This is a genomic window from Pseudomonas sp. HR96, assembly GCF_034059295.1.
Classification (GTDB): Bacteria; Pseudomonadota; Gammaproteobacteria; order Pseudomonadales; family Pseudomonadaceae; genus Aquipseudomonas.
The window spans coordinates 618,111-643,955 of sequence record NZ_CP139141.1; the positions used below are offsets into that span (position 1 = coordinate 618,111).

The following is a 25,845-nucleotide window of genomic DNA, read 5'->3' on the forward strand; positions in this document are numbered from 1 at the left end:
CTCACGCGCCAGTTGAGGTCGGGGTTTGTGCAAGAACATTGCGGCTTAGTAGGTCACGCAGCTGGTTTTTCTCTTCTGCGCTCAATTCGCTTTGACGGGCTTTCCTCAGCAGATGTTCGAGACTGCGCTCGCGTTGGCGAGCGGACAAGCTAGTTATAGTGTCGAAAAACTGTTGTTCAAGGTTATCGGCATCTATCAACCATTCTTTCTCGGCCAAAGCGCGCAAAAGGCGCCCTTGGTCGGTTCCATGCCAGCGCGCGATCAATTGCAGCGAGCGCAGCTTGGGGTTCTTCTGCAGTGCTTCGAGCAACGCCACCAGCAATTGCGCATACACATGTTGTTCATCGGCAAAATGGCTGGCGTCTTCAACTTTTTCTGCCAGTTGCGGATGGTGCAGCAGGGTGCGCAGCGCGCTCAGGGTGGGCGGCTCCACGGTAGCAGGCGTGCGCGGTGGCGGGCGCGGTTCGAAATCACGCTTGCCTTTCTTGTCCCACGGCTTGCCTTCCCATTTCTTTTTCTGACCGCCGGCCTGGTTCGGCTGCCAGGCCGGCTGTTGCGGTTGCCACTCCTGCTGGGGTTGCCAGTCGTGCGCGGCGTAGTCCGGGCTGTAGTCGGGCACGGCGTCGTAGTCGACCAGCGGGTCGTACGCCGGCGGTGCCTCGCTGGGGGCGTTGTGCACCAGGGTGCTCATGGCCTCGCCACTGAGCCCGGTGATTTCGCTCAAGCGGCGACGCATTAGCGCCTTGAGGTTGGCCCCCGGGACCTTTTCGATCAACGGCGCGGCCAGCGTGGCCATGTGCGCCTTGCCTTCGAGCGAGCGCGGGTCGGCTTCATCGCTCAACTGCTGAAAAAAGTATTCCGCCAGCGGCTGTGCGTGCTGGTTGATGCGGGCGCGGAACGCGTCGGTGCCTTCGCTGCGCACCAGGGTGTCCGGGTCCTCGCCTTCCGGCAGGAACAGAAACCGTGCCTTGCGCCCGTCCTGCAGGTTCGGCAGCGCCGCCTCCAGGGCGCGCCAGGCGGCCTTGCGGCCAGCCTGGTCGCCGTCGAAGCAGAACAGCACGCTGGGCACCACGCGAAACAGCCGCTTGAGGTGCTCTTCGCTGGTGGCGGTGCCCAGGGTGGCCACGGCATTGCGCAGGCCCTGCTGAGCCAGCGCAATGACGTCCATGTAGCCTTCGACCACGATGATCTCGTCGAGGTTGCGGTTGTGCTTGCGCGCCTCGAACAGCCCGTACAGCTCCTGGCCCTTGTGGAAAACCGGCGTTTCCGGGGAGTTCAGGTACTTGGGCTTGTCGTCGCCCAGGACCCGCCCGCCGAAGGCGATGACCCGGCCGCGGCTGTCGCGGATGGGGAACATCACCCGGTCGCGGAAGCGGTCGTAGCGCTTGCCGCTCTCGGCGTTCTCGATCAGCAGGCCGGCGTCAATCATGGCCTTTTGTTGCAGAGTATCGCTGCTCAGGTGCTTGAAAAGATTGTCCCAGCCGGGCGGCGCGAACCCCAGGCCGAAATCCCGGGCGATCTCGCCGGACAGGCCGCGGCCCTTGAGGTAGTCCACCGCAGCCTTGCGGGTAGGGTGGCTCTTGAGCGCCTGGCGGTAGTACTCGGCAGCGGCGGTGAGCAGCGGGTACAGCGGCGAATCGGTCGGCTGGCGCGGTTTGTGGCCGCCCCGGCTTTCTTCGCGCGGCACTTCCATGCCGGCGGCCTTGGCCAGTTCCTCGACCGCCTGGGGGAAATCCAGGTTGTCGTGGTCCATGATGAAGCCCAGCGCATTGCCCCCGGCGCCGCAGCCAAAGCAGTAGTAGAACTGTTTGTCCGGGCTGACGCTGAACGACGGCGTCTTTTCCTTGTGGAACGGGCAGCAGGCGGTGTAATTCTTGCCGGCCTTTTTCATCGACAGACGCGAAGTCACCACGTCGACAATGTCGGTGCGGTTGAGCAGGTCGTCGATAAAGCCTTGGGGGATCAGGCCGGCCATGGCGGTCTCTTCTCAAGCATGAGCTGGGCAGAGTGTATCGGAAACGGCGTTACGCTCGATCAACCGAAGCGGTATCGAAGCGAGATCAAGGCCTGGAAAATGGGTGTGCTCGTCGGCAGCCGGTAAAGGCTCGTCAGGATAACGTGCACAATCTGGCGATGGAGCCAGCTCTGACGTGTAAGGCGATGCTGCTTGAAGCATGTTGCAATAACTGCCGACAGCCCGGTTTGTGGCCGGGCGAGGCAATCACGAGCGACGGTCGGCTGTAGATTAGTACAGACGGACGGCGCGGCGCTGTTCGCGCTGTACTTTCTTGGCGTGACGTTTGACAGCAGCTGCTGCCTTGCGCTTACGCTCGGAAGTCGGTTTTTCGTAAAATTCGCGGCTACGAACTTCAGCCAGTACACCGGCTTTTTCGCAGGAGCGCTTGAAACGACGCAGAGCTACGTCGAAGGGTTCGTTCTCTTTAACTTTGACGGCTGGCATCCAGAGCTACCTTCATTCATTACCGGGGTCAACGTACCTGGGGGCAAAAACATGCGCTCAAGGACGTCGGTTTTTAAGGGTTGCGGATGTTAACCCTTAGCTGCGCGGAATGCAAAGCCTCTGATCGAAAAGGGCTAGGCGGTACCCGCAGCGGCGACTATGATGCGCGCCTTCGAACAGCCCCTACAAGGCCAGAGCCCATGCTAGTACTGGGATTGGAAACATCCTGCGACGAAACAGGTGTCGCATTATATGACAGCGAGCGCGGCCTGCTGGCCGACGCCCTGTTCAGCCAGATCGACCTGCACCGGGCCTACGGTGGTGTGGTCCCCGAGCTGGCTTCGCGCGACCACGTCAAGCGCATGCTGCCGCTGATCCGCCAGGTACTGGCCGAGGCTGACTGCGTGCCCACCGAGATCGACGCCATCGCCTACACCGCCGGGCCCGGCCTGGTCGGCGCGTTGCTGGTAGGGGCGTCGTGCGCCCAGGCGCTGGCGTTTGCCTGGGGCATTCCGGCGCTGGGGGTGCATCACATGGAAGGCCACCTGCTGGCGCCGATGCTCGAAGCGCAGCCCCCCGAGTTTCCGTTCGTCGCCCTGCTGGTTTCCGGCGGCCACACCCAGCTGGTGCGGGTCGATGGCATCGGCCGCTACGAGTTGCTCGGCGAGACCCTGGACGATGCGGCAGGCGAGGCGTTCGACAAGACCGCGAAAATGATGGGCCTCAACTATCCAGGCGGGCCGGAGATCGCCCGGCTGGCGGCTCAGGGCGTGGCGGGGCGCTTCACCTTCCCGCGGCCGATGACCGACCGACCTGGCCTGGAATTCAGCTTCAGCGGCTTGAAGACCTCGGCGCTCAACACCTGGCAGCACTGCCGCAATGCTGGGGACGACGGCGAACAGACCCGCAGCGACATTGCTCTGGCCTTCCAACAGGCGGTGGTAGAGACTCTGACCATCAAGTGCAAGCGTGCCCTCAAGCAGGCTGAGCTCAAGCGCCTGGTGATCGCTGGTGGGGTAAGTGCCAACAAGGCCCTGCGCGAGTCCCTGGAAGACATGCTCGGTGGGCTGGGCGGAGAAGTGTTCTACGCGCGGCCGCAGTTCTGCACCGACAACGGCGCGATGATCGCTTATGCCGGTTGCCAGCGTCTGCAGGCAGGCCAGCATGAAAGTCTGGCGATTTCGGTGCAGGCGCGCTGGCCGATGGAGCAGTTGGCGGCGATCTGACTGCGCTTCAGGACGCCTAGAAATGCCGCTCGCGGCCGGCCAACAGGTCACGCAGGTTGCCGCGATGGCGCCAGACGATCAGGCCGGTGAGCACGCAGATCGGCAGCAAGGCCTCGGGTTCACGCCAGGCCAGCAGGGGCAGGGTCAGCGGCGTGGCAATCAACGCCGCGAGGGAGCTGGTGCGGGTCAGGTAGAAGGTCAGCCCCCAGGCCAGCGCTGCCAGCAGGGCGGCGGGCGGGTAAAGGGCCAGCAGCATGCCAGCCGCGGTCGCCACGCCTTTGCCACCTTTGAACCGGAAGTACAGCGGGTAGAGGTGGCCGATCACCGCACACAGGCCCACCCAGGCCTGATCCTGCAGGCCGAGGTCCAGCCAGCGGGCGATCAGCACCGGCAGCAGGCCCTTGCACAGATCGCCGAGCAAGGTGAGGATGGCAAGCTTTTTACCGGCCAGGCGCAGCATATTGGTCGCGCCGGCGTTGCCCGAGCCGCTCAGGCGTGGGTCGGGGAGGCCGGTCAGGCGGCTCAGGACGATGGCGAAGGACACCGAGCCGAGCAGGTAGGCGAGTAACGCCAGCAACCAAAACATGCGTACTATTCCGGGCAGGGACGCCCGATTCTAACGGCGCGGGGCGCCCTTGTCGTGCAGCGGAGTGAAGTGTTTGGATACCGTCTTTATTGAAGGCCTGCAGGTCGATACCGTGATCGGCGCCTATGACTGGGAGCGGGGCATCGTTCAGTGCCTGCGCCTGGACCTGCATTTCGCCTGGGACAACCGCCCGGCTGCGGCCGGCGACGACCTCGCGTTGGCGCTTGACTACGCCAAAGTGTCGGCACGCGTCGAGGCGTTCGCCCGGGCTTCGAAATTCGAACTGGTGGAAACCTTCGCCGAGCGTCTGGCTGCGGTGCTGATGAGCGAGTTCGGCATTCCCTGGTTGCGCCTGAAGCTGACCAAGCCCGGCGCCGTTCCGGCCGCTACGGGTGTTGGCGTGGAGATCGAGCGCGGATGTCGCTGACCAAGGTTTTGCTCGGCCTGGGCAGCAATGTCGACCGAGAGACCCATCTATGCGCCGGGCTCGAGGCCCTCGATGCTTTTCTGCACGACCTGCAGTGCTCGCCGGTGTTCGAGAGCCAGCCGGTGGGCATCAAGAGCGGGCCGTTCTTCAACCTGGTGGTCTCGGCCCAGACCGACCTGCCGCTGGTGGAGCTGGACCGCCGGCTGAAGTTCATCGAGGCCGACAACGGCCGCTACGCGCCGCAGCGGCGCGGCCTGCCGCTGGACATCGACGTGCTGACCTACGGTGAGCTGGTGGGCAATTTCGACGGCCTGGTCTTGCCGCGCGCCGAGATCCTCAGGAATGCCTTCGTGTTGTGGCCGCTGTCGCTGATTGCTCCCGACGATATGCACCACGGCGAGGGCAAGCGCTTTGCGACCTTGTGGCAGGAGGCGCAGATCGATCAGGTGCTGGCGCCGGTGCGTTTCGAGTGGCGCGGGCGGGATTTGACGCAATCTCTGATCCGTCTTTAAAGGCTTTATCGCGCAGCCGAGGCCTTGTACTCGCTGAGCACCTTGAGCCGCTCGCGCTTCAACGCTTCGCCCAGCTCCGGGCCCCTGAAGCCCTGCTCCAGCAGCGGCTGGACTGCGACTTCGCGAGCCGCCTGGGCGGCGCCACGCAGGTAGTCCGCCTGCGGATAAGCGCGGTCCTCCAGCCCGAGCCGTCCTCGAGCGTCCATTTCGCAACAGACCACGAACTCTTCGAACCGCTGCGGGCGACGATAGACGTCAAAACTCTGCAGCAGCTCCAGCAGGGTCGAGGGCTTGAGCTCCAGGGCGCGATGGCCGTGGGTATGGTACTGCCCCACCAGCAGAGCCAATTCGGCGCAATCCTTGGGCACCTTGTAGCGCTGGTTCACCGCTGCGATCAGTTTGAGCCCGCGGTGCTCGTGGGCAATGTGCCGCGGCCACTCGCTGGCGGGCGTGGTGCCCTTGCCCAGGTCATGCAGCAGGCAGGCCCAACGTACGGTCAGCGGTTGGGCGAAACGGGCCGCCTGTTGCAGCACGCTGAGGGTGTGCACGCCGCTGTCGATTTCCGGATGGTGGGCGGCGGGCTGTGGCACCCCGAACAGCGCATCCACCTCGGGCAGAAGCTGCTGCAGGGCGCCGCAGTCGCGTAGCACCTGGATAAACACCTGGGGTTGCGGCTCCAGCAGCGCGCGGGAAATTTCCTTCCAGCTGCGTTCCGGGGTCAGCGCCTGCAACTCGCCAGATTCGCTCAAATGGCGCATCAGCGCCAAGGTCTCATCCGCCACCCTGAAGCCGAGGCTGGCGTAGCGTGCGGCAAACCGCGCGACCCGCAGGACGCGCAGGGGATCTTCGGCGAATGCCGGTGATACGTGACGCAAGATGCGTGCTGCAAGGTCTTGCTGGCCGTTGTAGGGGTCGGTCAGGTTGCCTTGGTCGTCCTCGGCCATGGCGTTGATCGTCAGGTCGCGGCGGATCAGATCCTGCTCCAGCGTGACGTCAGGGCTGGCGTGGAAGACGAAACCCCCGTAGCCGCGGCCGCTCTTGCGCTCGGTGCGCGCCAGGGCATATTCCTCCTGGCTGTGCGGATGGAGGAACACCGGAAAGTCCATGCCCACCGGGCGATAGCCGAGCTCGGTCATCTGTTCGGCAGTGGCGCCGGTCACGACCCAGTCGATGTCGCTGACCGGCAAGCCCAGGAGACGATCGCGAACCGCGCCGCCGACTTTGTAGATGTGCATGAAAAAACCTCCGTTGGCCGCACAGGATAACCTGTTGTGCGCGGCCCGCAGAGGTTTGCTCGGGTGCAACGGATGTCAGAGGTGGACCACCGCCAGATCGAGACGGCCGTAATCACCGTCACCATGCTCGTTGCGGGGCGGCACGTGGTGGGTCTTCATCACCTGCTCGCCCTGCAGAGTCTCCAGGTGAATGTCGAACCCCCACAACCGATGCAGGTGCTTGAGCACTTCCTCGGTGGACTCGCCCAGTGGCTTGCGGTCGTGCTGCTGGTGGCGCAGGGTCAGCGAACGATCGCCGCGGCGGTCGATGCTCCAGATCTGCACATTGGGCTCGCGGTTGCCCAGGTTGTACTGCGCCGCCAGCGTCTCGCGGATGATCCGGTAGCCCGGTTCGTCGTGGATGGCGGGTACGGTGAGGTCTTCACGCTGGTCGTCGTCGAGAATGCTGAACAGCTTGAGGTCGCGAATCACCTTGGGCGACAGATACTGCAGGATGAAGCTCTCGTCCTTGAAGCTGCTCATGGCGAACTTGACGGTCGACAGCCAATCGCTGCCGGCGATGTCCGGGAACCACTTGCGGTCCTCTTCGGTGGGGGCTTCGCACATGCGGCGAATGTCACGGTACATGGCAAAGCCCAGCGCATAGGGGTTGATACCGCTGTAGTAGGGGCTGTCGAAGCCCGGCTGGTAGACCACGCTGGTGTGCGACTGCAGAAATTCCATCATGAAGCCGTCGGTAACCAGCCCCTCGTCATACAAATCGTTCATCAAGGTGTAGTGCCAGAAGGTCGCCCAGCCTTCGTTCATGACCTGGGTCTGGCGCTGCGGATAGAAGTACTGCGCAATCTTGCGCACGATACGCACCACTTCGCGTTGCCACGGCTCAAGCAGCGGCGCGTGCTTCTCGATGAAGTAGAGGATGTTTTCCTGAGGCTCGGAAGGGAAGCGGGCGTTGTCCTTCTCGCTGTACTTGTCGGCGCTTTTCGGGATGGTGCGCCACAGATCGTTGATCTGGCGCTGCATGTGCTCTTCGCGGTCCTTCTGCCGGCGCCGCTCTTCTTCGGCGGAGATGGGGTAAGGTCGTTTGTAGCGGTCCACGCCGTAGTTCATCAGGGCGTGGCAGGAGTCGAGCAGGTCTTCCACTGCATCGATGCCGTGGCGCTCCTCGCACTGCATGATGTATTGCTTGGCAAACACCAGGTAGTCGATGATCGAGCTGGCGTCGGTCCAGGTGCGGAACAGATAGTTGCCCTTGAAGAAGCTGTTGTGCCCATAGCAGGCATGAGCCACCACCAGCGCCTGCATGCAGATGGTGTTTTCTTCCATCAGGTAGGCGATGCAGGGGTCGGAGTTGATCACGATCTCGTAGGCCAGGCCCATCTGGCCGCGGCTGTAGGACTTTTCCGTGCTGAGGAAGTGCTTGCCGTAGGACCAGTGGTGATAGCCCAACGGCATGCCCACCGAGGCATAGGCGTCCATCATCTGTTCGGCGGTGATGACTTCGATCTGGTTGGGGTAGGTGTCCAGCGCATAGCGCTCGGCGATACGAGCGATTTCTCGGTCGTAGGCCTGGATCAGCTCGAACGTCCATTCCGAGCCGGTGGATAACGGTTGGCGCTTCTGCTCTCTAGCGGTCATGACACTAACCTGCGCTGGAAGAGTTCACGGAAGACCGGGTAGATATCCCCGGCCGATACCAGTTGCTGCTGGGCGAAGGTGTCGGCGAAGGATTCACCGATACGCTCGTATTCGAACCATAGAGCCTGATGCTCGCGTGGGGTGATTTCCACGTAAGTGTAGTACTGCACGAACGGCATGATCTGCTTGACCAGGATCTCGCGGCAGATCGGCGAATCGTCGTTCCAGTTGTCGCCATCGGAAGCCTGGGCCGCGTAGATGTTCCACTCGCTGGTGGGGTAGCGTGCGGCCATGATTTCCTGCATCAGCTTCAGCGCGCTGGAGACGATGGTGCCGCCGGTTTCGCGCGAATAAAAGAACTCCTCCTCGTCCACTTCACGGGCACTGGTGTGATGGCGGATGAACACTACTTCGATCTTGTCGTAGTTACGCTTGAGAAACAGGTACAGCAGGATGAAGAAGCGCTTGGCGATGTCCTTGGTGGCCTGGGTCATGGAGCCGGAGACGTCCATCAGGCAGAACATCACCGCCTTGGAGCTGGGGTTGGGATGCTTGACCAGCAGGTTGTACTTGAGGTCGAAGGTGTCGAGGAAGGGCACACGGTGGATGCGCGCACTGAGTTTTTCGATCTCGGCCTCTACCAGCTGGATGTCACCGAAGTTGTCCGGCTCTTCACGTTTGAGCCGCTCCAGCTCCAGCTTGGCTTCCTTGAGCCGGGCACGGCTGCTGCCGGACAGGGCGATACGTCGGGCATGGGCCGAACGCAAGGTCCTCACGATGTTGATGCGCGAAGGGTTGCCTTCGTTGCTGATGCCGGCGCGCACGGTCTTGAAGGTGTCGGTGCCGGTCAGGTTACGCTTGACCAGGTTTGGCAGCTCGAGGTCGTCGAACATGAACTCGAGGAACTCCTCCTGGGTGATCTGGAACACGAACTCATCCATGCCCTCGCCGGAATTGCCGGCTTTGCCCGGCCCCTTCCCACCCCCGCCGCCACCTTGCGGCCGGGCGATGTGTTCGCCTGCGGTGAATTCCTTGTTGCCGGGGTGCACGACGGTCTGCTTTCCGCCGCGCCCGTGGTGCAGCACCGGTTCGTCGATGTCGCGGCCGGGGATGCTGATCTGCTCGCCATGCTCCATGTCGGTGATGGAGCGGCGGCTGACCGCCTCCTCGACGGCTTTCTTGATGTGGTCGCGGTAACGTCGCAGAAAGCGCTGACGGTTTACCGTGCTCTTGTTCTTGCCATTCAGGCGTCGGTCAATCACGTAACTCATTCGGGGGCCCTCCGGGCAGCTTCAAGCCTTTAGCTGCAAGCTCCTGGTCAAACGCTGCTCGCCGTCAGACATCAGCAAAACGCCAGGCCGGCATGAAGTCGAGCCTGGCGCGCTTGCCCTTGCCTGCAGCTTGCAGCTGGACGCTAGGAGCTGCTACTGGGATTTACGGACCCTCAGGTACCACTCCGACAACAACCTGACCTGCTTGTCGGTGTAACCGCGCTCAACCATACGGCTGACGAAGTCATTGTGCTTTTGCTGATCTTCCTTACTGGCCTTGGCGTTGAAGCTGATGACCGGCAGCAGGTCTTCGGTGTTGGAGAACATCTTCTTCTCGATCACCACCCGCAGCTTCTCGTAGCTCAGCCAGGTCGGATTCTTGCCGTTGTTGTTGGCACGGGCGCGCAGCACGAAGTTGACGATCTCGTTGCGGAAATCCTTCGGATTGCTGATGCCGGCCGGTTTCTCGATTTTTTCCAGTTCTTCGTTAAGGGCCACGCGGTTGAGGATTTCGCCCGTTTCGGGGTCGCGGTATTCCTGGTCTTGAATCCAGAAGTCGGCGTACAGCACATACCGATCGAAGATGTTCTGCCCATACTCGCTGTAGGATTCCAGGTAGGCGGTCTGGATCTCCTTGCCGATGAATTCGATGTAGCGCGGTGCCAGGTACTCCTTGAGATAGCGCAGATAGCGTTCGCGGACTTCTGCCGGGAACTGCTCTTGTTCGATCTGCTGTTCCAGTACATACAGCAGGTGGACCGGGTTGGCGGCGATCTCGTGCGGGTCGAAGTTGAATACCTTGGACAGGATCTTGAAGGCAAAGCGCGTCGACAGGCCGTTCATGCCCTCGTCCACGCCCGCGCTGTCGCGGTATTCGAGGATCGACTTGGCCTTGGGGTCGGTGTCCTTGAGGTTTTCACCGTCGTACACGCGCATCTTCGAGTAGATGTTGGAGTTGTCCGGTTCCTTGAGCCGCGACAGTACGGTGAATTGCGCGAGCATTTTCAGGGTGTCAGGCGCGCAGTGCGCCTTGGACAGCGAGCTGTTGAACAGCAGCTTGTCGTAGATCTTGATTTCATCGCTGACGCGCAGGCAGTACGGCACCTTGACGATGTAGATCCGGTCGATGAAGGCTTCGTTGTTCTTGTTGTTGCGAAAGCTGTGCCACTCCGATTCGTTGGAGTGGGCCAGCAGTATGCCGTTGAACGGGATGGCGCCCAGGCCCTCGGTGCTGTTGTAGTTGCCTTCCTGAGTGGCGGTGAGCAGCGGGTGCAGCACTTTGATGGGCGCCTTGAACATCTCGACGAATTCCATCATGCCTTGGTTGGCCCGGCACAGTGCGCCTGAGTAGCTGTAGGCGTCTGCGTCGTTCTGGGAATATTCCTCGAGTTTGCGGATGTCGACCTTGCCTACCAGCGCCGAGATGTCCTGGTTGTTCTCGTCGCCGGGTTCGGTCTTGGCCACGCCGATCTGGTTGAGGATGGAAGGATAGAGTTTGACTACGCGGAACTGGCTGATGTCGCCCCCGAACTCGGCCAGCCGCTTGGTCGCCCAAGGCGACATGATGGTGTTGAGATAACGTCGGGGAATGCCGAAGTCTTCCTCGAGAATCGCCCCGTCTTCGGTGGCGTTGAAAAGCCCCAGAGGCGACTCGAACACCGGCGAGCCCTTGATGGCGTAGAACGGTATTTTTTCGATCAGTTGCTTGAGCTTCTCGGCCAGCGAGGATTTGCCGCCGCCCACCGGGCCAAGCAGGTAAAGGATCTGTTTCTTCTCTTCGAGGCCCTGGGCCGCGTGGCGGAAGTACGAGACGATCTGGTCGATGCAGTCTTCCATGCCATGGAAGTCCTCGAACGCCGGATAGCGACGGATCACCTTGTTGGAAAAGATGCGCGACAGCCTGGAGTTGGTCGACGTGTCGAGCAACTCGGGCTCGCCGATCGCCATCAGAATGCGTTCGGCAGCCGAAGCGTAGGTGCTTCGGTCCTTTTTGCAGAGTTCCAGATACTCCTGCAGCGACAGCTCTTCCTGGCGTGTGGATTCGAAGCGTTGCTGGAAGTGGCTAAAAATACTCATGACGTCACCTCGCTCGATACGTGGAGCCGGCGCCGGATCACTCAGTTGATGCTGGCAGTGACCGAGGAACCGGCCGCTGTATACCCCCCAAACACCTTGTAAACCTTACCGATGACCCGCCCGCCGGTGTACCGGCTCTCCCCTGATTTGGATGGCCTGAGCTTAAGAGTAGTTCGGAATCGGAGACTTCAAGGTGTAAAGCGAAATTAGTTATGCTGCGCAAACCTCTGTCCGTGGCCCCAGCCCGCGAATCCAGCGGGATGGACGCCATGAAAAAAATTCTCGCGAAATGTTTACTCGGCCTGGGCGATTTCGGCCGGATAGGTGCTGCGCCACAGCTCGAAGCCACCGTCGAGGCTGTAGACCTCGGCAAAGCCCTGGCTGACCAGATAGGCCGCAGCGCTCTGGCTGGAGTTGCCGTGATAGCAGACCACGACCAGCGGCTTGTCGAGGTCGGCATTGGCGATGAAGTCGTGCAGCGAATGGTTGTCCAGGTGATGCGCGCCGGCGATATGGCTGCTGGCGAAGGTTTGCGGATCGCGCACGTCGACCACCACCGCACCCTGTTCGCGCAGGGCCTGGGCTTGGGCGGGAGGGATGCGTTTGAATTCGGTCATGGACCGCTCCTTTTATACGGTTTATACGGGCTGAGCTGCCATTCTAGCCCTGACTGGGCGGGGCGGCTAATGGCTGGGCAGCCGATTTCGTCGGCTCGACGGCAGGGCTGGGGGCCGCCGGCTGTACCCGCGCAAAGCCCTGTTCGGAGCAGGCGCAGCCGTAGCGCTGGCCGGTGTCGACGTTCATCAGGGTCATGGCGTTGCCCCACACGCAGCCGGTGTCCAGGGCAAAGATGCCCGGCTCGTTGCAGCGCCCTTCAAGCGCCGCCCAGTGGCCGAAGATGATCCGCGTGTCGCGGGTCTTGCGCTCCTTGTAACTGAACCAGGGAGCGTAGCCAGGCGCGGCTGAATCGGCGCCTTCCTTGCCCTTGAGGTCGAGCTTACCGTCGCGGCTGCAGAAGCGCATGCGGGTGAAATAGTTGGTGATGGTGCGCAGGCGCGCGATGCCGCGCAGGTCCTTGTCCCATTTGTTCGGCTCGTTGCCGTACATGCCGTCGAGGAAACCCGGGTAGATGGTGTCGTCGCGCAATGCCGCCTCGACCTCGCCGGCGTAGCGCAGTGCCTTGCGAACGCTCCACTGCGGCGGGATGCCAGCATGGACCAGCGCGGTGTCACGCAATTCGTCGTAGTGCATCAGCTTCTGCTGGCGCAGCCAGCCGAGCAGTTGCGGGGCGTCGGGCGCGTCCAGTATCTCGCGCAGGGTGTCGCCTTTTTTCAGGCGCTCGGGCTTGGCGGCGGCGGCCAGCAGGTGCAGATCATGGTTGCCCAGTACGCAGGTCAGCGAGTCGCGCATGGCGTAGAGGTAGCGCAGGGTCTGCAGCGACTGCGGGCCGCGGTTGACCAGGTCGCCGACCAGCCAGAGGTGATCGTGCTCGGGGTTGAATGCCACTTGCGCGAGCAGGGATTGCAGGGGGTCCAGGCACCCTTGCAGATCACCGACGGCGTAAAGGGTCATCAGTGCAAGGCCCCGGGCACCGCCAGGCGAAAGGGCGCGATGACGGCGTTGAAGCGCTGGCCATCCTCGGCCAGCATCTCGTAGCTGCCCTGCATGTTGCCGACCTTGGTGGTCATCACGGTGCCGCTGCTGTACGTGTGGCTCTCGCCCGCCGCGATCAGCGGCTGCTGGCCGACCACGCCCGCGCCGCGCACTTCCTCGACCTTGCCGTCGCCGTCGGTGATGACCCAGTGCCGCGAGAGCAGACGCGCCGGCACCTGGCCGTTGTTCTGTACGGTGACGGTGTAGGCAAAGGCAAAGCGTTGCTGCTCCGGTTGCGACTGTTCGGCGAGGAAGCGGGTGACGACGCTGACGTCGATCTGATAACGGGGATCGGACATGCAATGAGCCTTTCATTCCAAATGCAAAATAGAACCGGCTGGTGTGCCGATTGGATCAGTCTAGGACATGAGACAGCAAAGGTCGGGAATGATGCGCAGGGCATTCAGGCCTCATCGCGTCCGGCGTCGCGATGAGGCTGATGGATTACTGCAGGGCCAGCTGATCGGCCAGGCGCACGAATGCGGCCAGATCCAGCTGTTCCGGGCGCAGTCCGCCGTCCACGCCAGCCGCCTTGATGGCCTCGTTGGGCAGCAGCGCCTTGAGCGTGTTGCGCAACGTCTTGCGGCGCTGGTTGAATGCTTCGCGCACCACCCGCTCGAGCAGCCGGTGATCCTTGGCCGGGTGGGGCAGGACCTCATGGGGTACCAGGCGGACAATGGCCGAGTCGACCTTGGGTGGCGGGTTGAACGCCCCGGGCCCAACATTGAACAGGTGTTCGACGCGGCAGTGGTATTGCACCATGATCGACAGCCGGCCCCAATCACCGCCGCCCGGACCGGCAGCGAGGCGCTCGACCACTTCCTTTTGCAGCATGAAGTGCATGTCGCGGATCAGCGACGCGTTCTGCAGCAGATGGAAGATCAACGGCGTGGAGATGTTGTACGGCAGGTTGCCAACCACCCGCAGGCTCGCTGGCGCTGCGTTCAGGCTGTTGAAGTCGAACTTCAGGGCGTCGCCCTGGTGCAGGCTGAAGTTGTCGCGGCCGCCGAACTGGCGGTTGAGGATTGGCACCAGGTCCTTGTCCAGTTCCACCACGTCCAGCTGCGCGCCGCTGTCGAGCAGGCCTTCGGTCAGGGCACCCTGACCTGGGCCGATCTCCAGCACACGGTCGCCGGGGCGGGCGTGGATGGCACGCAGGATGCGATCGATCACGCCGGCATCGTGCAGGAAGTTCTGGCCGAAGCGCTTGCGCGCCCGGTGTTGGTATTGCTCACTCATGAATGGGTCTCGGCCATCTGGTAGGCGGTGTGCAGCGCGACCTGCAGGCTGCCGGTGTCGATCCGGCCGCTGCCGGCCAGGTCCAGGGCGGTGCCGTGGTCAACCGACGTGCGGATGATCGGCAGGCCCAGGGTGATGTTCACCGCAGCGCCGAAGCCCTTGTACTTGAGTACGGGCAGGCCCTGGTCATGGTACATCGCCAGCACTGCGTCGCAATGCTCCAGATATTTGGGGGTGAAAAGGGTGTCGGCCGGCAGCGGTCCGCGCAGGTCGATGCCTTCGCTGCGCAGCCGGTCAAGGGCGGGTTCGATGATGTCCAGTTCTTCGCGGCCCAGGTGGCCGCTTTCGCCGGCATGGGGGTTGAGCCCGCAGACCAGGATGCGCGGGTTGGCCAGGCCGAACTTGCCGCGCAGGTCGTTGTGCAGGATGCGCGTCACGCGTTCCAGGCGCTCTGCGGTGATGGCGTCGGCCACTTCGCGCAGCGGCAGGTGAGTGGTCACCAACGCCACCCGCAGGTCGCCCGTGGCCAGCATCATCACCACCTGCTCGGTATGGGTCAGCTCGGCGAGAAACTCGGTATGCCCGGAAAACGCGATGCCACCGTCGTTGATCACGCCCTTGTGCACCGGGGCGGTGATCATGCCGGCGAAATGCCCGCTCAGGCAGCCTTCGCCGGCACGGGTCAGGGTCTGCAGGACGAAGTCGGCGTTGCGTTTGTCCAGCTGCCCAGGCACCACGGGCGCGCCGAGCGGCGTGTCCCACACATACAGCGCGCCAGCCTTGGCCGGCGTATCGGGCAGGGCGTCGAGGCTGACCGTGATCAGTTCGACGGCCACGCCCAGCTGCGTGGCCCGCTCGGCGAGCAGGTCACGGTTGCTGATGGCAATGAGAGGGTACGGCTGGGCTTGCGCGGCGAGCAGCAGGCACAGGTCTGGACCTATGCCCGCCGGCTCGCCGGGCGTCAACGCGAAACGGCGAGGGGTCACTGCGCAGCCTGGTCGGCGCCAGGCAGCTTGATTTCAACGTAGGCTTCGTCGCGAATCTGACGCAGCCAGCTTTGCAGCTCTTCGTCGTACTTGCGGTTACGCAGCACGTTCATCGCCTGTTGCTCGCGCGCCTGTTCGGTGTTGTCGGTGGCGCGGCGGCCCAACACTTCCAGGATATGCCAGCCGAACTGGCTGCGGAACGGCTTGGAAACGGTGTTGACCGGGGTCTCGTTCATGACCTGGCGGAACTCCGGTACCAGCGAGTTGGGGTCGACCCAATTGAGGTCGCCACCATTGAGCGCCGAACCCGGGTCTTCGGAGAAGCTTTTCGCCAGTTCGCCGAAGTCCTCGCCATTCTTGATGCGGTCGTACAGACGGTCGGCCAGGCGATGGGTTTCCTCGTCGCTGCGGATTTCGGTCGGCTTGATCAGGATGTGACGCACGTGTACTTCATCCTTGGTCTGGGTCTCGCCACCGCGTTTCTCCAGGACCTTGAGGATGATGAAGCCACCCGGGGTACGGATAGGCTGAGTCACGTCGCCGGCGCTCAAGGTGCCGAGCAGCTTGTCGAATGGCGGTGGCAGTTGCGCCGCCTTGCGCCAGCCCATGTCGCCGCCTTCCAGCGCGTTGTCGCTGGAGGACTTGGCGATGGCCATCTGGCCGAAATCGGCGCCACGCTTGAGCTGGTCGTAGATATCCTGGGACTGTTTGGCTGCGGCCTGGATGGCCTCGGAATTGGCGTTCTCCGGGGTTGGCGTGAGGATGTTGGCCAGGTGGAACTCTTCGGAGATCTGCATCTTGCCAAGGTCCGAGGCGAGGAAGTTCTTCACTTCCTGCTCCGAGACCTGGATGCGCTCGCCGACACGACGCTGGCGCACGCGGCTGATGATCATTTCCCGGCGAACCTGGTCACGCGCGGCGTCATACGACAGGCCGTCGTGGGCCAGGGCCGCACGGAACTGATCCAGGCTCATGCCATTGCGCTGGGCAATGGTGCCCATCGCCTGGTTGAGATCCTCGTCGGTGATTCGGATCCCCGAGCGATCGCCGATCTGCAGTTGCAGGTTTTCCACGATCAGGCGCTCGAGCACCTGTTGTTGCAGGACGTCGGCCGGTGGCACTTCGGCGCCACGCTTGGCGATCGTCTGCTGGACCTCGCGAACCCGCTGGTCCAGCTGGCTTTGCATGACCACATCGTTATCGACGATGGCGACGACCCGATCCAGGGGACGAACCTCGGCGTGCGCCGCGGAACCCAGTAACAACGCGCCCAGCATCAGCGGGCGCAGACGATCAATAAGCTTGGTCTTCACGTTCACGATAACCTTGAATGCCTTTGTCGAGGAAGCTATCAACCTTGGTGCCGACGATGCCACCCAGGCCTTTGAGCACGATCTGCAGGAATACGCCGCGGTCGCCTTTTTCGTTCTGCGGCAATGTCTGGCTGACTTCGTCGTAATCAACCCAGTAGCGGCTGATCAGGCGCATCTTCCAGCAGCAGTTGTCGTACTCGAAACCACCGAAGGCTTCCAGGGTACGGTTGCGGTTGTAGTCGTATTCCCAACGGCTGATGGCGTTCCATTGCGGGACGATCGGCCAGATGACCGAGAAGTCATGCTGTTGGATCTTGTAGTAGTCCTTGATGTAGCCCGGTTGACCTGGCGTGCCATAGTCGCCGCCGCCTACTGCCCACTTGCCAGTGGAAGCGTCGTAGTGGATCAGGTCGTTACGGTAGCGGTAACCGAAGTTGACCACCTTGTTCGGATCGTTCTCCGGCTGGTAGTGGAACATGGCCGCGCCCGAGCGGGTCGAGGCGGTGTCCGGGTCCCAGTTGAAGTTGCCGGTGAAGCGCCAATCGTGGTTGAAGCGGTATTCGTATTCCTGGGCAATCGGCGAGTAGTTGGTCTGTGCGTCCTTGCGGGTATCGAAGTCGATGCCCGGCAGCTGCACTTTCCGGTCGCTGAAGTAGATGGCCTGGCCGATGCTGTAGCGCTGGCGTTCGAAGCCATTGTCCTGGATCCAGCGGCTGGTCACACCCAGCGACAGCTTGTTCTCGTCGCCGATGCGATCAGTGCCCGAGAAACGACTGTCACGGAACAGTGAGGCGTAGTTGAAGGTGTACTCACTGGTGTCGAAGATCGGAATGTCATTCTGGTTGCGATACGGCACATACAGGTAGTAGGCCCGCGGCTCGAGGGTCTGACGGTAGTCGGTACCGAACCAGTTGGTGTTGCGGTCGAAGTACAGGCCGCTGTCCACGCTGGCGACTGGAATCGAGCGATCCTGAGAGCTGTTGAATTCCTGACCATAACCCGGAACGGTCAGGTTGGTAGCACTGGCCAGGTTCGCTTTGCCCGTGGAATCGAGGTCCAGGTCGTATTTGGTGTACACATACTTCAGCGTTGGCCGCACGTAACCATAAGAGGCTTGCAGTGGCAAGCTCATGGAAGGCGCCAGTGTCAGGCGGTCGCCGTTCGCGCGAGCAAGACCAAACACGTTCTGGTCCAGGCGCGCAGACACATCGCCGTCCTGATCCGTGTAGGTACCGCTTTGCAGGTCACGCTCGAAGCGCACCGCTTCAGTGTGGTAATCGAACGCCAGGCCGTATGGGTGATAAGGCAGCGCGCCGTCGAGGGTGAGCTGCGGCAGCCTATTGTACGGAGTGGTGTCCGCTACGGTCGCCAGTTGATAGGCTTGCAGGTTGACACTGGCTACATAGTGGTCACCACGGTAGCTGACCGAACCTTGTTGATTCACGTAATCGGTCTTGCCAATCCCCGACTCGTTGGTCGACAGGTCCTGGAAGTAGTAGGGGTCACTGATGTCGGTGTAATCGACCTTGGTCGTGATCCGATCGCTCAGCCCGCCTCTATGTTCCCAGTGCAGCATGTAGCGCTGATCTTTGGCGTCGGTCTGGCCGCTGCGATCGTCGTCCTGGTCATTCAGGTATGCAGCACCCAGCTGCCCTTCGCTCGAAGGCGTCAGGTAGCGGAATTCGCCTTCCACCATCATGCCGCGCTTGGCCATGTAGCGTGGATACAGCGTGGCGTCGTAATTCGGTGCCAGGTTGAAGTAGTACGGCGTCATCAGTGTGAAGCCGGTGTCGCTGCCGGTGCCGAAGCTCGGCGGCAGGAAGCCGGACTGCCGACGACTGTCGATCGGGAAATAGATGTACGGCGTGTACAGGACCGGAATGTCCTTGACCCGCAGGGTGGCGTTGGTCGCGGTACCGAAGCCGGTCGCCGGGTTCAGGGTGATGTTGTTACCCTTGATCTGCCAGGCGTTGCTGTTCGGTTCGCAGCTGGTGTAGGTGCCGTCCTTCAAGCGGATGATCGAGTTCTCGGCCCGCTTGGCGTACAGCGCGCTGCCGCGAATGCCCTGCTTGTGCAGCACGTACTCGGCGTTGTCGACCTGGGCTTCGCCAGTGTCCATCTGCACGTCGGCGTGGTCGCCGACGATCAGCGCGCCGTTGTCGCGCAGCTTGACGTTGCCGTCCAGCTCGCCGCGGTTCTGCGCCTGGTGCAGGTTGGCCTCGTCGGCCTCGATCTGCATGCTGCCCTGGCGCATGACCACGTCACCAGCCAGCGTGGCGACCTGCTCTTCCTGCTGGTAGCGCGAGGCCTTGGCACCGATGAAGGTCGGGGCGTCTTTCTTCGACGTAGTGTCGTTCATGCCCGGACGCAGCGGCTCGATGTAGGCACCGGCGCAGTATGGCCCGGTCTCGGCGAGCTGAGCGGGGGTCAGCTTGTCGCGGGGTACCCAGTCCAGGTGGCTGAAATCCGTGCTGCGCGACTTCAGGCCGCGGCCCTTGGCCGCTGTCACCGGAACCGGCTTGGCATCCGTACCGCTCGCAGCCACGCCGCCGTCGGCCGCGCTGGCTGGCGCGGCAGGGTCGGCGTGCATGGGGCGCGGCGGCAGGTTCGCGCCATCGGCCTTGGGCTTGCAATCCCAGGCTCCCGTAGCGGAAACAGAACAGTCATACTGCTCGGCGGCGTACACCATAGGTGCGGCCAGAGGTTGCATGGCCAGCAAACCGCCTGTGACCAGCAATGGAAATTTTTTACGAAACGCGGGGGATTTCAATGCCATCTTATTAGTCCGGGCTTCCTGCGTGCCATCTGCCCGCGGGGGGGCCGCACGCCTCTCGATGGTCTGAAAAAGATTCCGGATAATAAAGCATGACCCGCTTGACGGCTAGCGCCGTCGGAGACCCTTGCAATGCCCGATCAAGATGTACGTCTTCAACAGCTCGAAGTCTGGCTCGAAGAACAACTGTCAATACTTTTCTCGGCCCAGGGCTGGGGCCCGATACCCCCGGCCACGCTGGTCGCGGCCAGCAGTGACGCCAGCTTCCGGCGGTATTTTCGCTGGCAGGCCGACGGTCGCAGTTTTATCGCGATGGATGCGCCGCCGCCTCAGGAAAACTGCAAACCCTTCGTCGATATCGCACATTTATTGGAAAAATCTTCGATCAATGTGCCGCAGATCATCGCTCAGGACCTGGAGCGAGGCTTTCTTCTGCTTGGCGATCTGGGCACCCAGACCTACCTGGATGTGATCGATTCGGCCAATGCCGACGCCCTGTTCGCCGATGCGATGCAGGCGCTGCTGGCGTTTCAGCAACTGCCGATGGACGCCCCGTTGCCCAGCTACGACGTGGCCTTGCTGCGCCGCGAACTGCAGCTTTTCCCGGACTGGTATGTGGCCAGGGAACTGCGCAGCTCCTTCGACGATGCTCAGCAGGCGCGCTGGGAAAACATCTGTGCGCTGTTGATCGACAGTGCGCTGGCGCAACCCAAGGTGCTGGTGCATCGCGACTACATGCCACGCAACCTGATGCTCAGCCAACCGAACCCCGGCGTGCTGGACTTTCAGGATGCGGTCTACGGGCCGGTGACCTACGACATCACCTGCCTGTTCAAGGACGCCTTCATCAGCTGGCCCGAGCCGCAGGTCGAAACCTGGCTGCGCCGATACTGGGAACTGGCGGGTGGCCTGGGCATCCCAGTGCATAGCCGCTTCGAAGACTTCCACCGCGCCAGCGACCTGATGGGCGTGCAGCGCCACCTCAAGGTGATCGGCATCTTCGCGCGCATCTGCCACCGCGACGGCAAGCCGCGCTACCTGGCGGACGTGCCGCGCTTCTTCTCTTATATAGAAGCGGTGCTGGCGCGGCGCCCGGAACTCGCCGAGCTCGGTGAGCTGGTCGGCCAACTGCATCAGGCAACCAAGGAGAGTTGATGAAGGCGATGATTCTGGCGGCGGGCAAGGGCGAGCGCATGCGCCCGCTGACCTTGCACACGCCCAAGCCGCTGTTGCCGGTGGCTGGTGTGCCCTTGATCGAATATCACCTGCGTGCGCTGGCCAAGGCAGGCTTCAACGAGGTGGTGATCAACCACGCCTGGCTCGGGCAGCAGATCGAAGACGCCTTGGGCGATGGCTCGCGTTTTGGCTTGGCCATTCGTTATTCCGCCGAGGGGGAACCGCTGGAAACCGCCGGCGGCATCCTCAAGGCGCTGCCGTTGCTGGGCAGCGAGCCGTTCGTGCTGATCAATGGCGACGTCTTTACCGACTACGATTTCAGTGCCCTGCGTGCGCCGCTCAAGGGGCTCGCGCATCTGGTGCTGGTGACCAACCCGGAGCACCATCCGGGCGGCGATTTCACCTTGAACCAGGGTGCCGTTCGCGATGTGCCGCACGGCGACCCGCGCCTGACCTATGCAGGCATCGCCGTGCTTGACCCGCAATTGTTCGACGGCTGCCCGCCGGGGGCGCACAAGCTGGCGCCCTTGTACCGCAATGCCATGGCGCTTGGCCAGGTGAGTGGCGAGCACTTTGCCGGCCTGTGGGTGGATGTCGGCACCCACGAACGCCTTGCCGAAGCCGAGCGCCGGCTCAAGGACAAGTCCTGAGATGCTGTGGCCGGGGACGGTGGTCGGCGCAGTATCCGGATATCTGATCGCCAGCATCCCGGGCGCCATGCTGGGCGCCTTGCTCGGCCAGGCGCTGGATCGCCAGTTGCGGCTCAAGAGCTGGCAGGACCTGCGCCAACGCTTTAAGGGGCAGGCCGGCCTGCGCAACGACGAGCTGCTGTTCATCATGCTCGGCCGCCTGGCCAAGGCCGATGGCGCGGTGCAGCCGGCGCATATCCAGCAGGCGCGTCAGGAGATGCACGATCTGGGCATGGAGGCGCCGGCGCAACGCCGCGCCATTGCTTCTTTCAATCGCGGCAAGAGCGGCCAGGACAACCTGCGCATCGACCTGGAACGCCTTGGCCTGCAGCCCCATGCCGCCGAGGGCGTGCTGCGGGCATGCTGGCGCATGGCTTGGGCTGACGGTCGTGCCGGGCAGGGCGAGTGCGAGTCGATCGTCCTATGGGGCAGTTGGCTGGGCTGGTCGGTGGCCCGAGTCCAGGCCTTGTCGATGGAATATCAACCGCGCCAGCGGCCGCCCGCCAGCCGTGAAAGCAGCTACGAGCAGGCCCTGCGCCTGCTGGGCGTGGGCGCCAACAGCGAGCCGGCGCAGATCAAGCGCGCCTACCGCCGCCTGCTCAGCCGCCACCACCCGGACAAACTGGCCGGCAGCGGGGCGACCCAGACGCAGCTGCGCGAGGCCACCGAGCGCACCCGGGATCTGCACAACGCCTATGCGACGATTCGCGAGCAGCGCGGGTTTCGCTGAGAGGCTTGCCAAATGGGGGAGGGCGTAACGGCCCCGAGAGGTTGCACGGCCGGACACAAACTCGGGAAAACGCCCCTCCTGCACAAGGCTTTCATTGGGCGGCCGGGCTCAACCAGCCTCGCACCCGCTTGGCCAGCTGCTCTTCATCGGCGCCGTTGTCGCCGAGGATCGGGGTCAGGCCGATCTGCCGATACGCCGCGTCCTTGAGCCGCTTGCTGGCTTGCAGGCGTTGCTCGGCGGCGTTGCGTGCGAGGTCGCGATCGGTGTAGTAGATGTCGGCAGTCGGCACCTTCACCCCAGGCATTAGCTGCACCAGGGTGTTGACCGCGTCGGCCGGGGTGCGCACGGCGACCATCACCAGTTTCTGTACATGTGGCCCCTGCCGCTCGTTGAGGTAGCGCGCGGCCCAGTAGGCGCCGGTGCCATGGCCGATCAGGGCGATGCTGCGGGCACCCTGCTGCTGGGCGAATGCCAGGCCGGCGTCGATGCGGGCGAAGATGCGCTCGGCATCAGCCTTGGATTCGTCCTGGGCGGCGTCGTTGGCGGGGGCCTTGTAGCCGTTTTCGGCGCCTGGCGCGGTGGCTTTCTCGACCCCGGCGCCAGCGTCCGGTGGCGACGACTTGTTGTCCGAAGATACCGGCGCCGCTGGCTCGGTGGCGGCCCGTGCAACCGGCGCGTCGACACTCAGGTCCGGCAGGGTCAGGCTCAGCGTCGCCCAGTGCGCATCCGGCAACTTGCGTCGCAGCGGGCCGACGGCTTGCGGCCAGTCGGCGGTTTCACCCGCGCCGGGGACGATCACCGCAGTGCCCTGCGCTTCGCCGCTGTTGGCCGGTTTCCACAAGGCCAGGAAGGTATCGCTGCCGGCTTGCAACTGCTGTTGTTCATCGGCGGGCAGCTGACGCTCCAGCGCCAGGGTGTCCTCCTGGCTGCGCTCGAGCAAGGGCGCGCGCGGTGTGGCCGCCGGCGCGGGGTCGGCCGCCAGCACGGGCAGGGCACAGGGCAGTAGCAGTGACAGGGCAAACGCTGGTAGCGTCGCGCGGTGCATGAAAGGCATTGGCAGTTCCTGGCCGAATCGATTACCGGCAGACTAATAGCATTTACCCGAAACAGCCAAGCTCGCCTGGCTGCGGCCTGCGTCGAGTCAAGAGTAGCCACCTGTGTTCATGAGCCTGTTGCGCCCCTTTCCGTTGCTGGCCCTGATCTGCCAGGGTCTGCTCATGAGCCTGGCCGTGAGCCTGACCGCCTGGGCCTCACCACCCGCCGAGCCCGCCGTGAGCCTGGACAGCGCCCAGCGCCAATGGCTCGATCAGCACCCAGGCCTGCGTGTGGGCATCGTGCTGCAAGCGCCCTATGCGCAGTTCGACCGCCGCCTGCAGCAGTTGTCGGGCGCCAATATCGATCTGATGAACCGCCTGGCGACCCTGCTCGGGGTGCAATGGCAATGGCGCACCTACACCGACCTCGATGCGTTGCAGGAGGCCCTGCGCGAGGGCGCCATCGACCTGGCGCCGGGCCTGCTGCAAACCCCGGCCAGTCTGCGCCAGTGGGTGTTCAGCGACCCCTATCTGCGGGTTGCCCAGCTGCTGGTGGGGCCGCGCCATGGCGCTGTGGCCGTGGACCTGGAAAAACTCGACGCCAGCGCGCGCATCGCCGTGCGCATGCCTTCGGCGGTGGCCGATTACCTGCAGCGCACCTACCCGCGCCTGGAGCTGCAACCAGTGGCGCAGGAGCGCCTGGGCCTGCAGGCGCTGGTCGGCGGGCAGGCGCACTTCGCCGTGGTGGACGAAGCGCAGTTGGGCCGCCTGGGCCGTGAGCCGGAGTTCGCCGAGCTGGCGGTGGTGGCCGATGTCGGTTTCTCGCAGTTGCTGCGCGTCGGCTCGCGGCGCGACTGGCCGATGCTTGCGGTCATCCTCCAGCGGGGCGTGCACGGCCTTGGCGCCGGCGAGCTGGACCAGTTGCGGGCGCACTGGCTGCTGCCGCAGTATCCGCGCCTGAGCGAGTCCCCGGGGTTCTGGCAGAACCTGTTCCTGTTGCTGCTGGTGCTGCTGTTGTCGAGCCTGGCCATTGTGGTCTGGCAACGCCGCCAGTTGCGCTGGACCGCGCGGGCGCTGCTGACGGCGCGCGAGCGCCTGGCCGAGCGCGAGGTGGCCGAAGAGGCGCTGCGTCTGACCCAGTTCTCCATTGAGCAGAGCACCGTGGGCATCCTCTGGGTCAACTGGGACAGCCATGTGCGCTACGCCAACCCGGCCGCCGAGCAGATCCTCGGCTACCCGCGCCGCGCTCTGCTGGACCGTCCCCTGAGTGATGTCGAACCCGGCCTGGACATGCAGGGCTGGATGAACCTGTGGAAAAACGCGCGCTCCCGCGAGCAGGTTGCGCAGAGTTACGAGAGCCAGTGTGTGCGCGCCGATGGCAGCCTGCTGCCGGTCGACCTGTCGCTGAGTTTCCTGCGCGCGCGCGACGCTGAATACCTGGTGGTCTACCTCAGCGACATCAGCGAGCGGCGGCGCACGGTCGCCGCGCTGCGCCAGAGCGAGGCGCAGCTGCGCGAGCTGTCGGCGCACCTGGAGACGGTGCGCGAAGAAGAGAAGGCGCGCATCGCCCGCGAGGTGCACGACGAGCTGGGGCAGATGCTCACCGTGCTCAAGCTGGAAACCTCCATGTGCGAACTGGCGCATGCGCATCTCGACCCGGGCCTGCAGGAGCGCCTCAACAGCATGAAGCGCCTGATTGCGCAGCTGTTTCAGTTGGTGCGCGATGTCGCCACGGCGTTGCGCCCACCGATTCTGGATGCCGGCATCGGCTCGGCTATCGAATGGCAGGCACGCCGGTTCGAGGCGCGCACGCAGATCCCGTGCCTGGTGCGGGTACCCGAGCACCTTCCGGAGCTCGGCGATGCCAAGTCCACGGGACTGTTCCGCGTGCTGCAGGAGGCGTTGACCAATGCCATGCGCCACGCCCAGGCGCATACTGTGCAGATCACTCTGACCCTCGAGGGGACAAGCTTGTGCCTGGTGATCAGCGACGATGGCTGCGGTTTCCAGGTCGCTGGCCAGCGGCCGCCGTCGTTCGGCCTGGTGGGGATGCGCGAGCGGGTGCTGATGCTGGGCGGCAGCCTGGAGCTGGACAGCGAGCCGGGCGAGGGCACCAGCGTCACGGTGCGGGTGCCACTGGAATGAAATTATTGCGCGGAGCAAGGCTGTGATTCGGGTATTGGTAGCAGAAGACCACACCATCGTTCGCGAAGGTATCAAGCAGTTGATCGGCATGGCGCCGGACCTGGTCGTGGTGGGCGAGGCCAGCCATGGCGAGCAGTTGCTCGAGACCTTGCGCCAGGTCACCTGCGACGTCGTTTTGCTGGACATCTCCATGCCCGGGGTCAACGGCCTGGAGGCGATCCCGCGGATCCGCGCGTTGAGCCAGCCGCCGGCCATCCTTGTGCTGTCGATGCACGACGAGGCCCAGATGGCGGCCCGCGCCCTGAAAATCGGTGCGGCGGGCTATGCCACCAAGGACAGCGACCCGGCCCTGCTGCTTACGGCCATCCGCCGGGTCGCCGCCGGCAGCCGCTACATCGACCCGGACCTGGCCGACCGGATGATCTTCGAAGTCGGCCTGACCGAATCGCGGCCGTTGCACTCGCTGCTCTCCGAGCGCGAATTCTCGGTGTTCGAGCGCCTGGCCCAAGGGGCCAACGTCAACGACATCGCCCTGCAGCTGGCGCTTAGCAACAAGACCATCAGCACCCACAAGGCGCGGCTGATGCAGAAACTCAACGTGACCTCGCTGGCCGAACTGGTGAAGTATGCGATGGAGCATCGGCTGATCTGAAAGCGACGCGGGCGCTGCTGTTT

At 63.5% G+C, this 25,845-nt stretch carries 23 protein-coding genes; 8 read left to right on the top strand and 15 right to left on the bottom strand.

Features of this window, described 5'->3' with window-relative positions; all coding sequences use genetic code 11:
* Nucleotide 1 precedes the first annotated feature (1 nt).
* Nucleotides 2-1,975: a DNA primase gene (dnaG, locus tag SFA35_RS02890; RefSeq protein ID WP_320575036.1), complete on the bottom strand. Its 1,974-nt coding sequence runs from the start codon at nt 1,973-1,975 to the stop codon at nt 2-4.
* 270 nt (nt 1,976-2,245) lie between these two features.
* Complete coding sequence (gene rpsU / locus SFA35_RS02895) at nt 2,246-2,461, bottom strand: 30S ribosomal protein S21 (RefSeq protein WP_002551877.1); 216 nt, start codon at nt 2,459-2,461, stop codon at nt 2,246-2,248.
* Nucleotides 2,462-2,661: 200 nt separating this feature from the next.
* On the opposite strand from rpsU, the gene tsaD reads away from it, so the two are divergent.
* Nucleotides 2,662-3,687 carry a tRNA (adenosine(37)-N6)-threonylcarbamoyltransferase complex transferase subunit TsaD gene (gene tsaD, locus SFA35_RS02900; RefSeq protein ID WP_320575039.1) on the top strand — a complete coding sequence of 342 codons (1,026 nt, stop codon included), beginning with the start codon at nt 2,662-2,664 and terminating at the stop codon, nt 3,685-3,687.
* Between the two features lie 16 nt (nt 3,688-3,703).
* Here tsaD and plsY read toward each other — a convergent pair whose 3' ends face one another.
* Nucleotides 3,704-4,273 carry a glycerol-3-phosphate 1-O-acyltransferase PlsY gene (gene plsY / locus SFA35_RS02905; protein WP_320575041.1) on the bottom strand — a complete coding sequence of 190 codons (570 nt, stop codon included), beginning with the start codon at nt 4,271-4,273 and terminating at the stop codon, nt 3,704-3,706.
* A gap of 73 nt (nt 4,274-4,346) precedes the next feature.
* On the opposite strand from plsY, the gene folB reads away from it, so the two are divergent.
* Nucleotides 4,347-4,700, top strand: coding sequence for a dihydroneopterin aldolase (gene folB / locus SFA35_RS02910; RefSeq protein WP_320575043.1), 354 nt, complete (start codon nt 4,347-4,349; stop codon nt 4,698-4,700).
* A complete protein-coding gene (gene folK / locus SFA35_RS02915) occupies nt 4,691-5,212 on the top strand; it encodes a 2-amino-4-hydroxy-6-hydroxymethyldihydropteridine diphosphokinase (RefSeq protein WP_320575046.1) in 522 nt (173 codons plus the stop codon). Before folB ends, folK begins: the two co-directional genes overlap by 10 nt.
* A gap of 5 nt (nt 5,213-5,217) precedes the next feature.
* On the opposite strand, the gene SFA35_RS02920 is transcribed toward folK, so the two are convergent.
* The 11 genes from SFA35_RS02920 to SFA35_RS02970 all read right to left on the bottom strand — a co-directional run bounded on the left by SFA35_RS02920 (nt 5,218) and on the right by SFA35_RS02970 (nt 19,399).
* A complete protein-coding gene (locus SFA35_RS02920) occupies nt 5,218-6,447 on the bottom strand; it encodes a multifunctional CCA addition/repair protein (RefSeq protein WP_320575048.1) in 1,230 nt (409 codons plus the stop codon).
* 75 nt (nt 6,448-6,522) lie between these two features.
* Nucleotides 6,523-8,085, bottom strand: a complete 1,563-nt coding sequence (locus SFA35_RS02925; protein ID WP_320575050.1) for a SpoVR family protein — start codon at nt 8,083-8,085, stop codon at nt 6,523-6,525.
* Nucleotides 8,082-9,356, bottom strand: coding sequence for a YeaH/YhbH family protein (locus SFA35_RS02930; protein WP_320575052.1), 1,275 nt, complete (start codon nt 9,354-9,356; stop codon nt 8,082-8,084). Before SFA35_RS02930 ends, SFA35_RS02925 begins: the two co-directional genes overlap by 4 nt.
* 153 nt (nt 9,357-9,509) lie before the next feature.
* Nucleotides 9,510-11,432, bottom strand: coding sequence for a PrkA family serine protein kinase (locus tag SFA35_RS02935; RefSeq protein WP_320575054.1), 1,923 nt, complete (start codon nt 11,430-11,432; stop codon nt 9,510-9,512).
* A 293-nt stretch (nt 11,433-11,725) separates the two neighbouring features.
* Nucleotides 11,726-12,049, bottom strand: a complete 324-nt coding sequence (glpE, locus tag SFA35_RS02940) for a thiosulfate sulfurtransferase GlpE (RefSeq protein ID WP_320575055.1) — start codon at nt 12,047-12,049, stop codon at nt 11,726-11,728.
* A gap of 43 nt (nt 12,050-12,092) precedes the next feature.
* Entirely contained in the window at nt 12,093-13,004 is a 912-nt protein-coding gene (locus tag SFA35_RS02945; RefSeq protein ID WP_320575057.1) for a symmetrical bis(5'-nucleosyl)-tetraphosphatase, read from the bottom strand.
* A complete protein-coding gene (gene apaG / locus SFA35_RS02950; protein ID WP_320575059.1) occupies nt 13,004-13,384 on the bottom strand; it encodes a Co2+/Mg2+ efflux protein ApaG in 381 nt (126 codons plus the stop codon). Before apaG ends, SFA35_RS02945 begins: the two co-directional genes overlap by 1 nt.
* Before the next feature lie 145 nt (nt 13,385-13,529).
* Complete coding sequence (gene rsmA / locus SFA35_RS02955) at nt 13,530-14,324, bottom strand: 16S rRNA (adenine(1518)-N(6)/adenine(1519)-N(6))-dimethyltransferase RsmA (protein WP_320575060.1); 795 nt, start codon at nt 14,322-14,324, stop codon at nt 13,530-13,532.
* Nucleotides 14,321-15,310: a 4-hydroxythreonine-4-phosphate dehydrogenase PdxA gene (gene pdxA, locus SFA35_RS02960; protein WP_320575062.1), complete on the bottom strand. Its 990-nt coding sequence runs from the start codon at nt 15,308-15,310 to the stop codon at nt 14,321-14,323. Before pdxA ends, rsmA begins: the two co-directional genes overlap by 4 nt.
* Nucleotides 15,307-16,623, bottom strand: coding sequence for a peptidylprolyl isomerase (locus SFA35_RS02965; RefSeq protein WP_320575064.1), 1,317 nt, complete (start codon nt 16,621-16,623; stop codon nt 15,307-15,309). The genes pdxA and SFA35_RS02965 overlap by 4 nt, the downstream gene beginning before the upstream one ends.
* Nucleotides 16,604-19,399 (bottom strand): LPS-assembly protein LptD, encoded by a 2,796-nt coding sequence (locus SFA35_RS02970; protein ID WP_320575066.1) that lies wholly within the window; start codon nt 19,397-19,399, stop codon nt 16,604-16,606. The genes SFA35_RS02965 and SFA35_RS02970 overlap by 20 nt, the downstream gene beginning before the upstream one ends.
* A 129-nt stretch (nt 19,400-19,528) precedes the next feature.
* Between SFA35_RS02970 and SFA35_RS02975 the strand changes: the two genes are divergently transcribed.
* Genes SFA35_RS02975 through SFA35_RS02985 form a run of 3 tightly spaced genes read left to right on the top strand, consistent with a single transcriptional unit; the run spans nt 19,529 to nt 21,991 of the window.
* Nucleotides 19,529-20,551: an aminoglycoside phosphotransferase family protein gene (locus SFA35_RS02975; RefSeq protein WP_320575068.1), complete on the top strand. Its 1,023-nt coding sequence runs from the start codon at nt 19,529-19,531 to the stop codon at nt 20,549-20,551.
* Entirely contained in the window at nt 20,551-21,222 is a 672-nt protein-coding gene (murU, locus tag SFA35_RS02980; RefSeq protein ID WP_320575071.1) for an N-acetylmuramate alpha-1-phosphate uridylyltransferase MurU, read from the top strand. Before SFA35_RS02975 ends, murU begins: the two co-directional genes overlap by 1 nt.
* 1 nt (nt 21,223) lies before the next feature.
* Nucleotides 21,224-21,991, top strand: a complete 768-nt coding sequence (locus tag SFA35_RS02985) for a DnaJ domain-containing protein (protein ID WP_320575073.1) — start codon at nt 21,224-21,226, stop codon at nt 21,989-21,991.
* A gap of 91 nt (nt 21,992-22,082) precedes the next feature.
* On the opposite strand, the gene SFA35_RS02990 is transcribed toward SFA35_RS02985, so the two are convergent.
* Nucleotides 22,083-23,045 carry an alpha/beta hydrolase family protein gene (locus SFA35_RS02990; protein WP_320575076.1) on the bottom strand — a complete coding sequence of 321 codons (963 nt, stop codon included), beginning with the start codon at nt 23,043-23,045 and terminating at the stop codon, nt 22,083-22,085.
* A gap of 109 nt (nt 23,046-23,154) precedes the next feature.
* Here SFA35_RS02990 and SFA35_RS02995 point away from each other — a divergent pair, with 109 nt between their 5' ends.
* Together SFA35_RS02995 and SFA35_RS03000 are read left to right on the top strand one after the other, a co-directional pair.
* On the top strand, nt 23,155-25,170 hold the full coding sequence (locus tag SFA35_RS02995) for an ATP-binding protein (protein WP_414058475.1): 2,016 nt from the start codon (nt 23,155-23,157) through the stop codon (nt 25,168-25,170).
* Between the two features lie 22 nt (nt 25,171-25,192).
* Nucleotides 25,193-25,822 (top strand): response regulator transcription factor, encoded by a 630-nt coding sequence (locus SFA35_RS03000; RefSeq protein ID WP_320575078.1) that lies wholly within the window; start codon nt 25,193-25,195, stop codon nt 25,820-25,822.
* Nucleotides 25,823-25,845: the final 23 nt, after the last annotated feature.

Excerpts from the sequence above, each read along its gene's own strand:
- dnaG (WP_320575036.1), bottom strand. The coding sequence starts at position 1,975 with ATGGCCGGCCTGATCCCCCAAGGCTTTATCGACGACCTGCTCAACCGC.
- rpsU (WP_002551877.1), bottom strand. The coding sequence starts at position 2,461 with ATGCCAGCCGTCAAAGTTAAAGAGAACGAACCCTTCGACGTAGCTCTG.
- tsaD (WP_320575039.1), top strand. The coding sequence starts at position 2,662 with ATGCTAGTACTGGGATTGGAAACATCCTGCGACGAAACAGGTGTCGCA.
- plsY (WP_320575041.1), bottom strand. The coding sequence starts at position 4,273 with ATGTTTTGGTTGCTGGCGTTACTCGCCTACCTGCTCGGCTCGGTGTCC.
- folK (WP_320575046.1), top strand. The coding sequence starts at position 4,691 with ATGTCGCTGACCAAGGTTTTGCTCGGCCTGGGCAGCAATGTCGACCGA.
- SFA35_RS02920 (WP_320575048.1), bottom strand. The coding sequence starts at position 6,447 with ATGCACATCTACAAAGTCGGCGGCGCGGTTCGCGATCGTCTCCTGGGC.
- SFA35_RS02925 (WP_320575050.1), bottom strand. The coding sequence starts at position 8,085 with ATGACCGCTAGAGAGCAGAAGCGCCAACCGTTATCCACCGGCTCGGAA.
- SFA35_RS02930 (WP_320575052.1), bottom strand. The coding sequence starts at position 9,356 with ATGAGTTACGTGATTGACCGACGCCTGAATGGCAAGAACAAGAGCACG.
- SFA35_RS02935 (WP_320575054.1), bottom strand. The coding sequence starts at position 11,432 with ATGAGTATTTTTAGCCACTTCCAGCAACGCTTCGAATCCACACGCCAG.
- glpE (WP_320575055.1), bottom strand. The coding sequence starts at position 12,049 with ATGACCGAATTCAAACGCATCCCTCCCGCCCAAGCCCAGGCCCTGCGC.
- SFA35_RS02945 (WP_320575057.1), bottom strand. The coding sequence starts at position 13,004 with ATGACCCTTTACGCCGTCGGTGATCTGCAAGGGTGCCTGGACCCCCTG.
- apaG (WP_320575059.1), bottom strand. The coding sequence starts at position 13,384 with ATGTCCGATCCCCGTTATCAGATCGACGTCAGCGTCGTCACCCGCTTC.
- rsmA (WP_320575060.1), bottom strand. The coding sequence starts at position 14,324 with ATGAGTGAGCAATACCAACACCGGGCGCGCAAGCGCTTCGGCCAGAAC.
- SFA35_RS02970 (WP_320575066.1), bottom strand. The coding sequence starts at position 19,399 with ATGGCATTGAAATCCCCCGCGTTTCGTAAAAAATTTCCATTGCTGGTC.
- SFA35_RS02975 (WP_320575068.1), top strand. The coding sequence starts at position 19,529 with ATGCCCGATCAAGATGTACGTCTTCAACAGCTCGAAGTCTGGCTCGAA.
- murU (WP_320575071.1), top strand. The coding sequence starts at position 20,551 with ATGAAGGCGATGATTCTGGCGGCGGGCAAGGGCGAGCGCATGCGCCCG.
- SFA35_RS02985 (WP_320575073.1), top strand. The coding sequence starts at position 21,224 with ATGCTGTGGCCGGGGACGGTGGTCGGCGCAGTATCCGGATATCTGATC.
- SFA35_RS02990 (WP_320575076.1), bottom strand. The coding sequence starts at position 23,045 with ATGCCTTTCATGCACCGCGCGACGCTACCAGCGTTTGCCCTGTCACTG.
- SFA35_RS02995 (WP_414058475.1), top strand. The coding sequence starts at position 23,155 with ATGAGCCTGTTGCGCCCCTTTCCGTTGCTGGCCCTGATCTGCCAGGGT.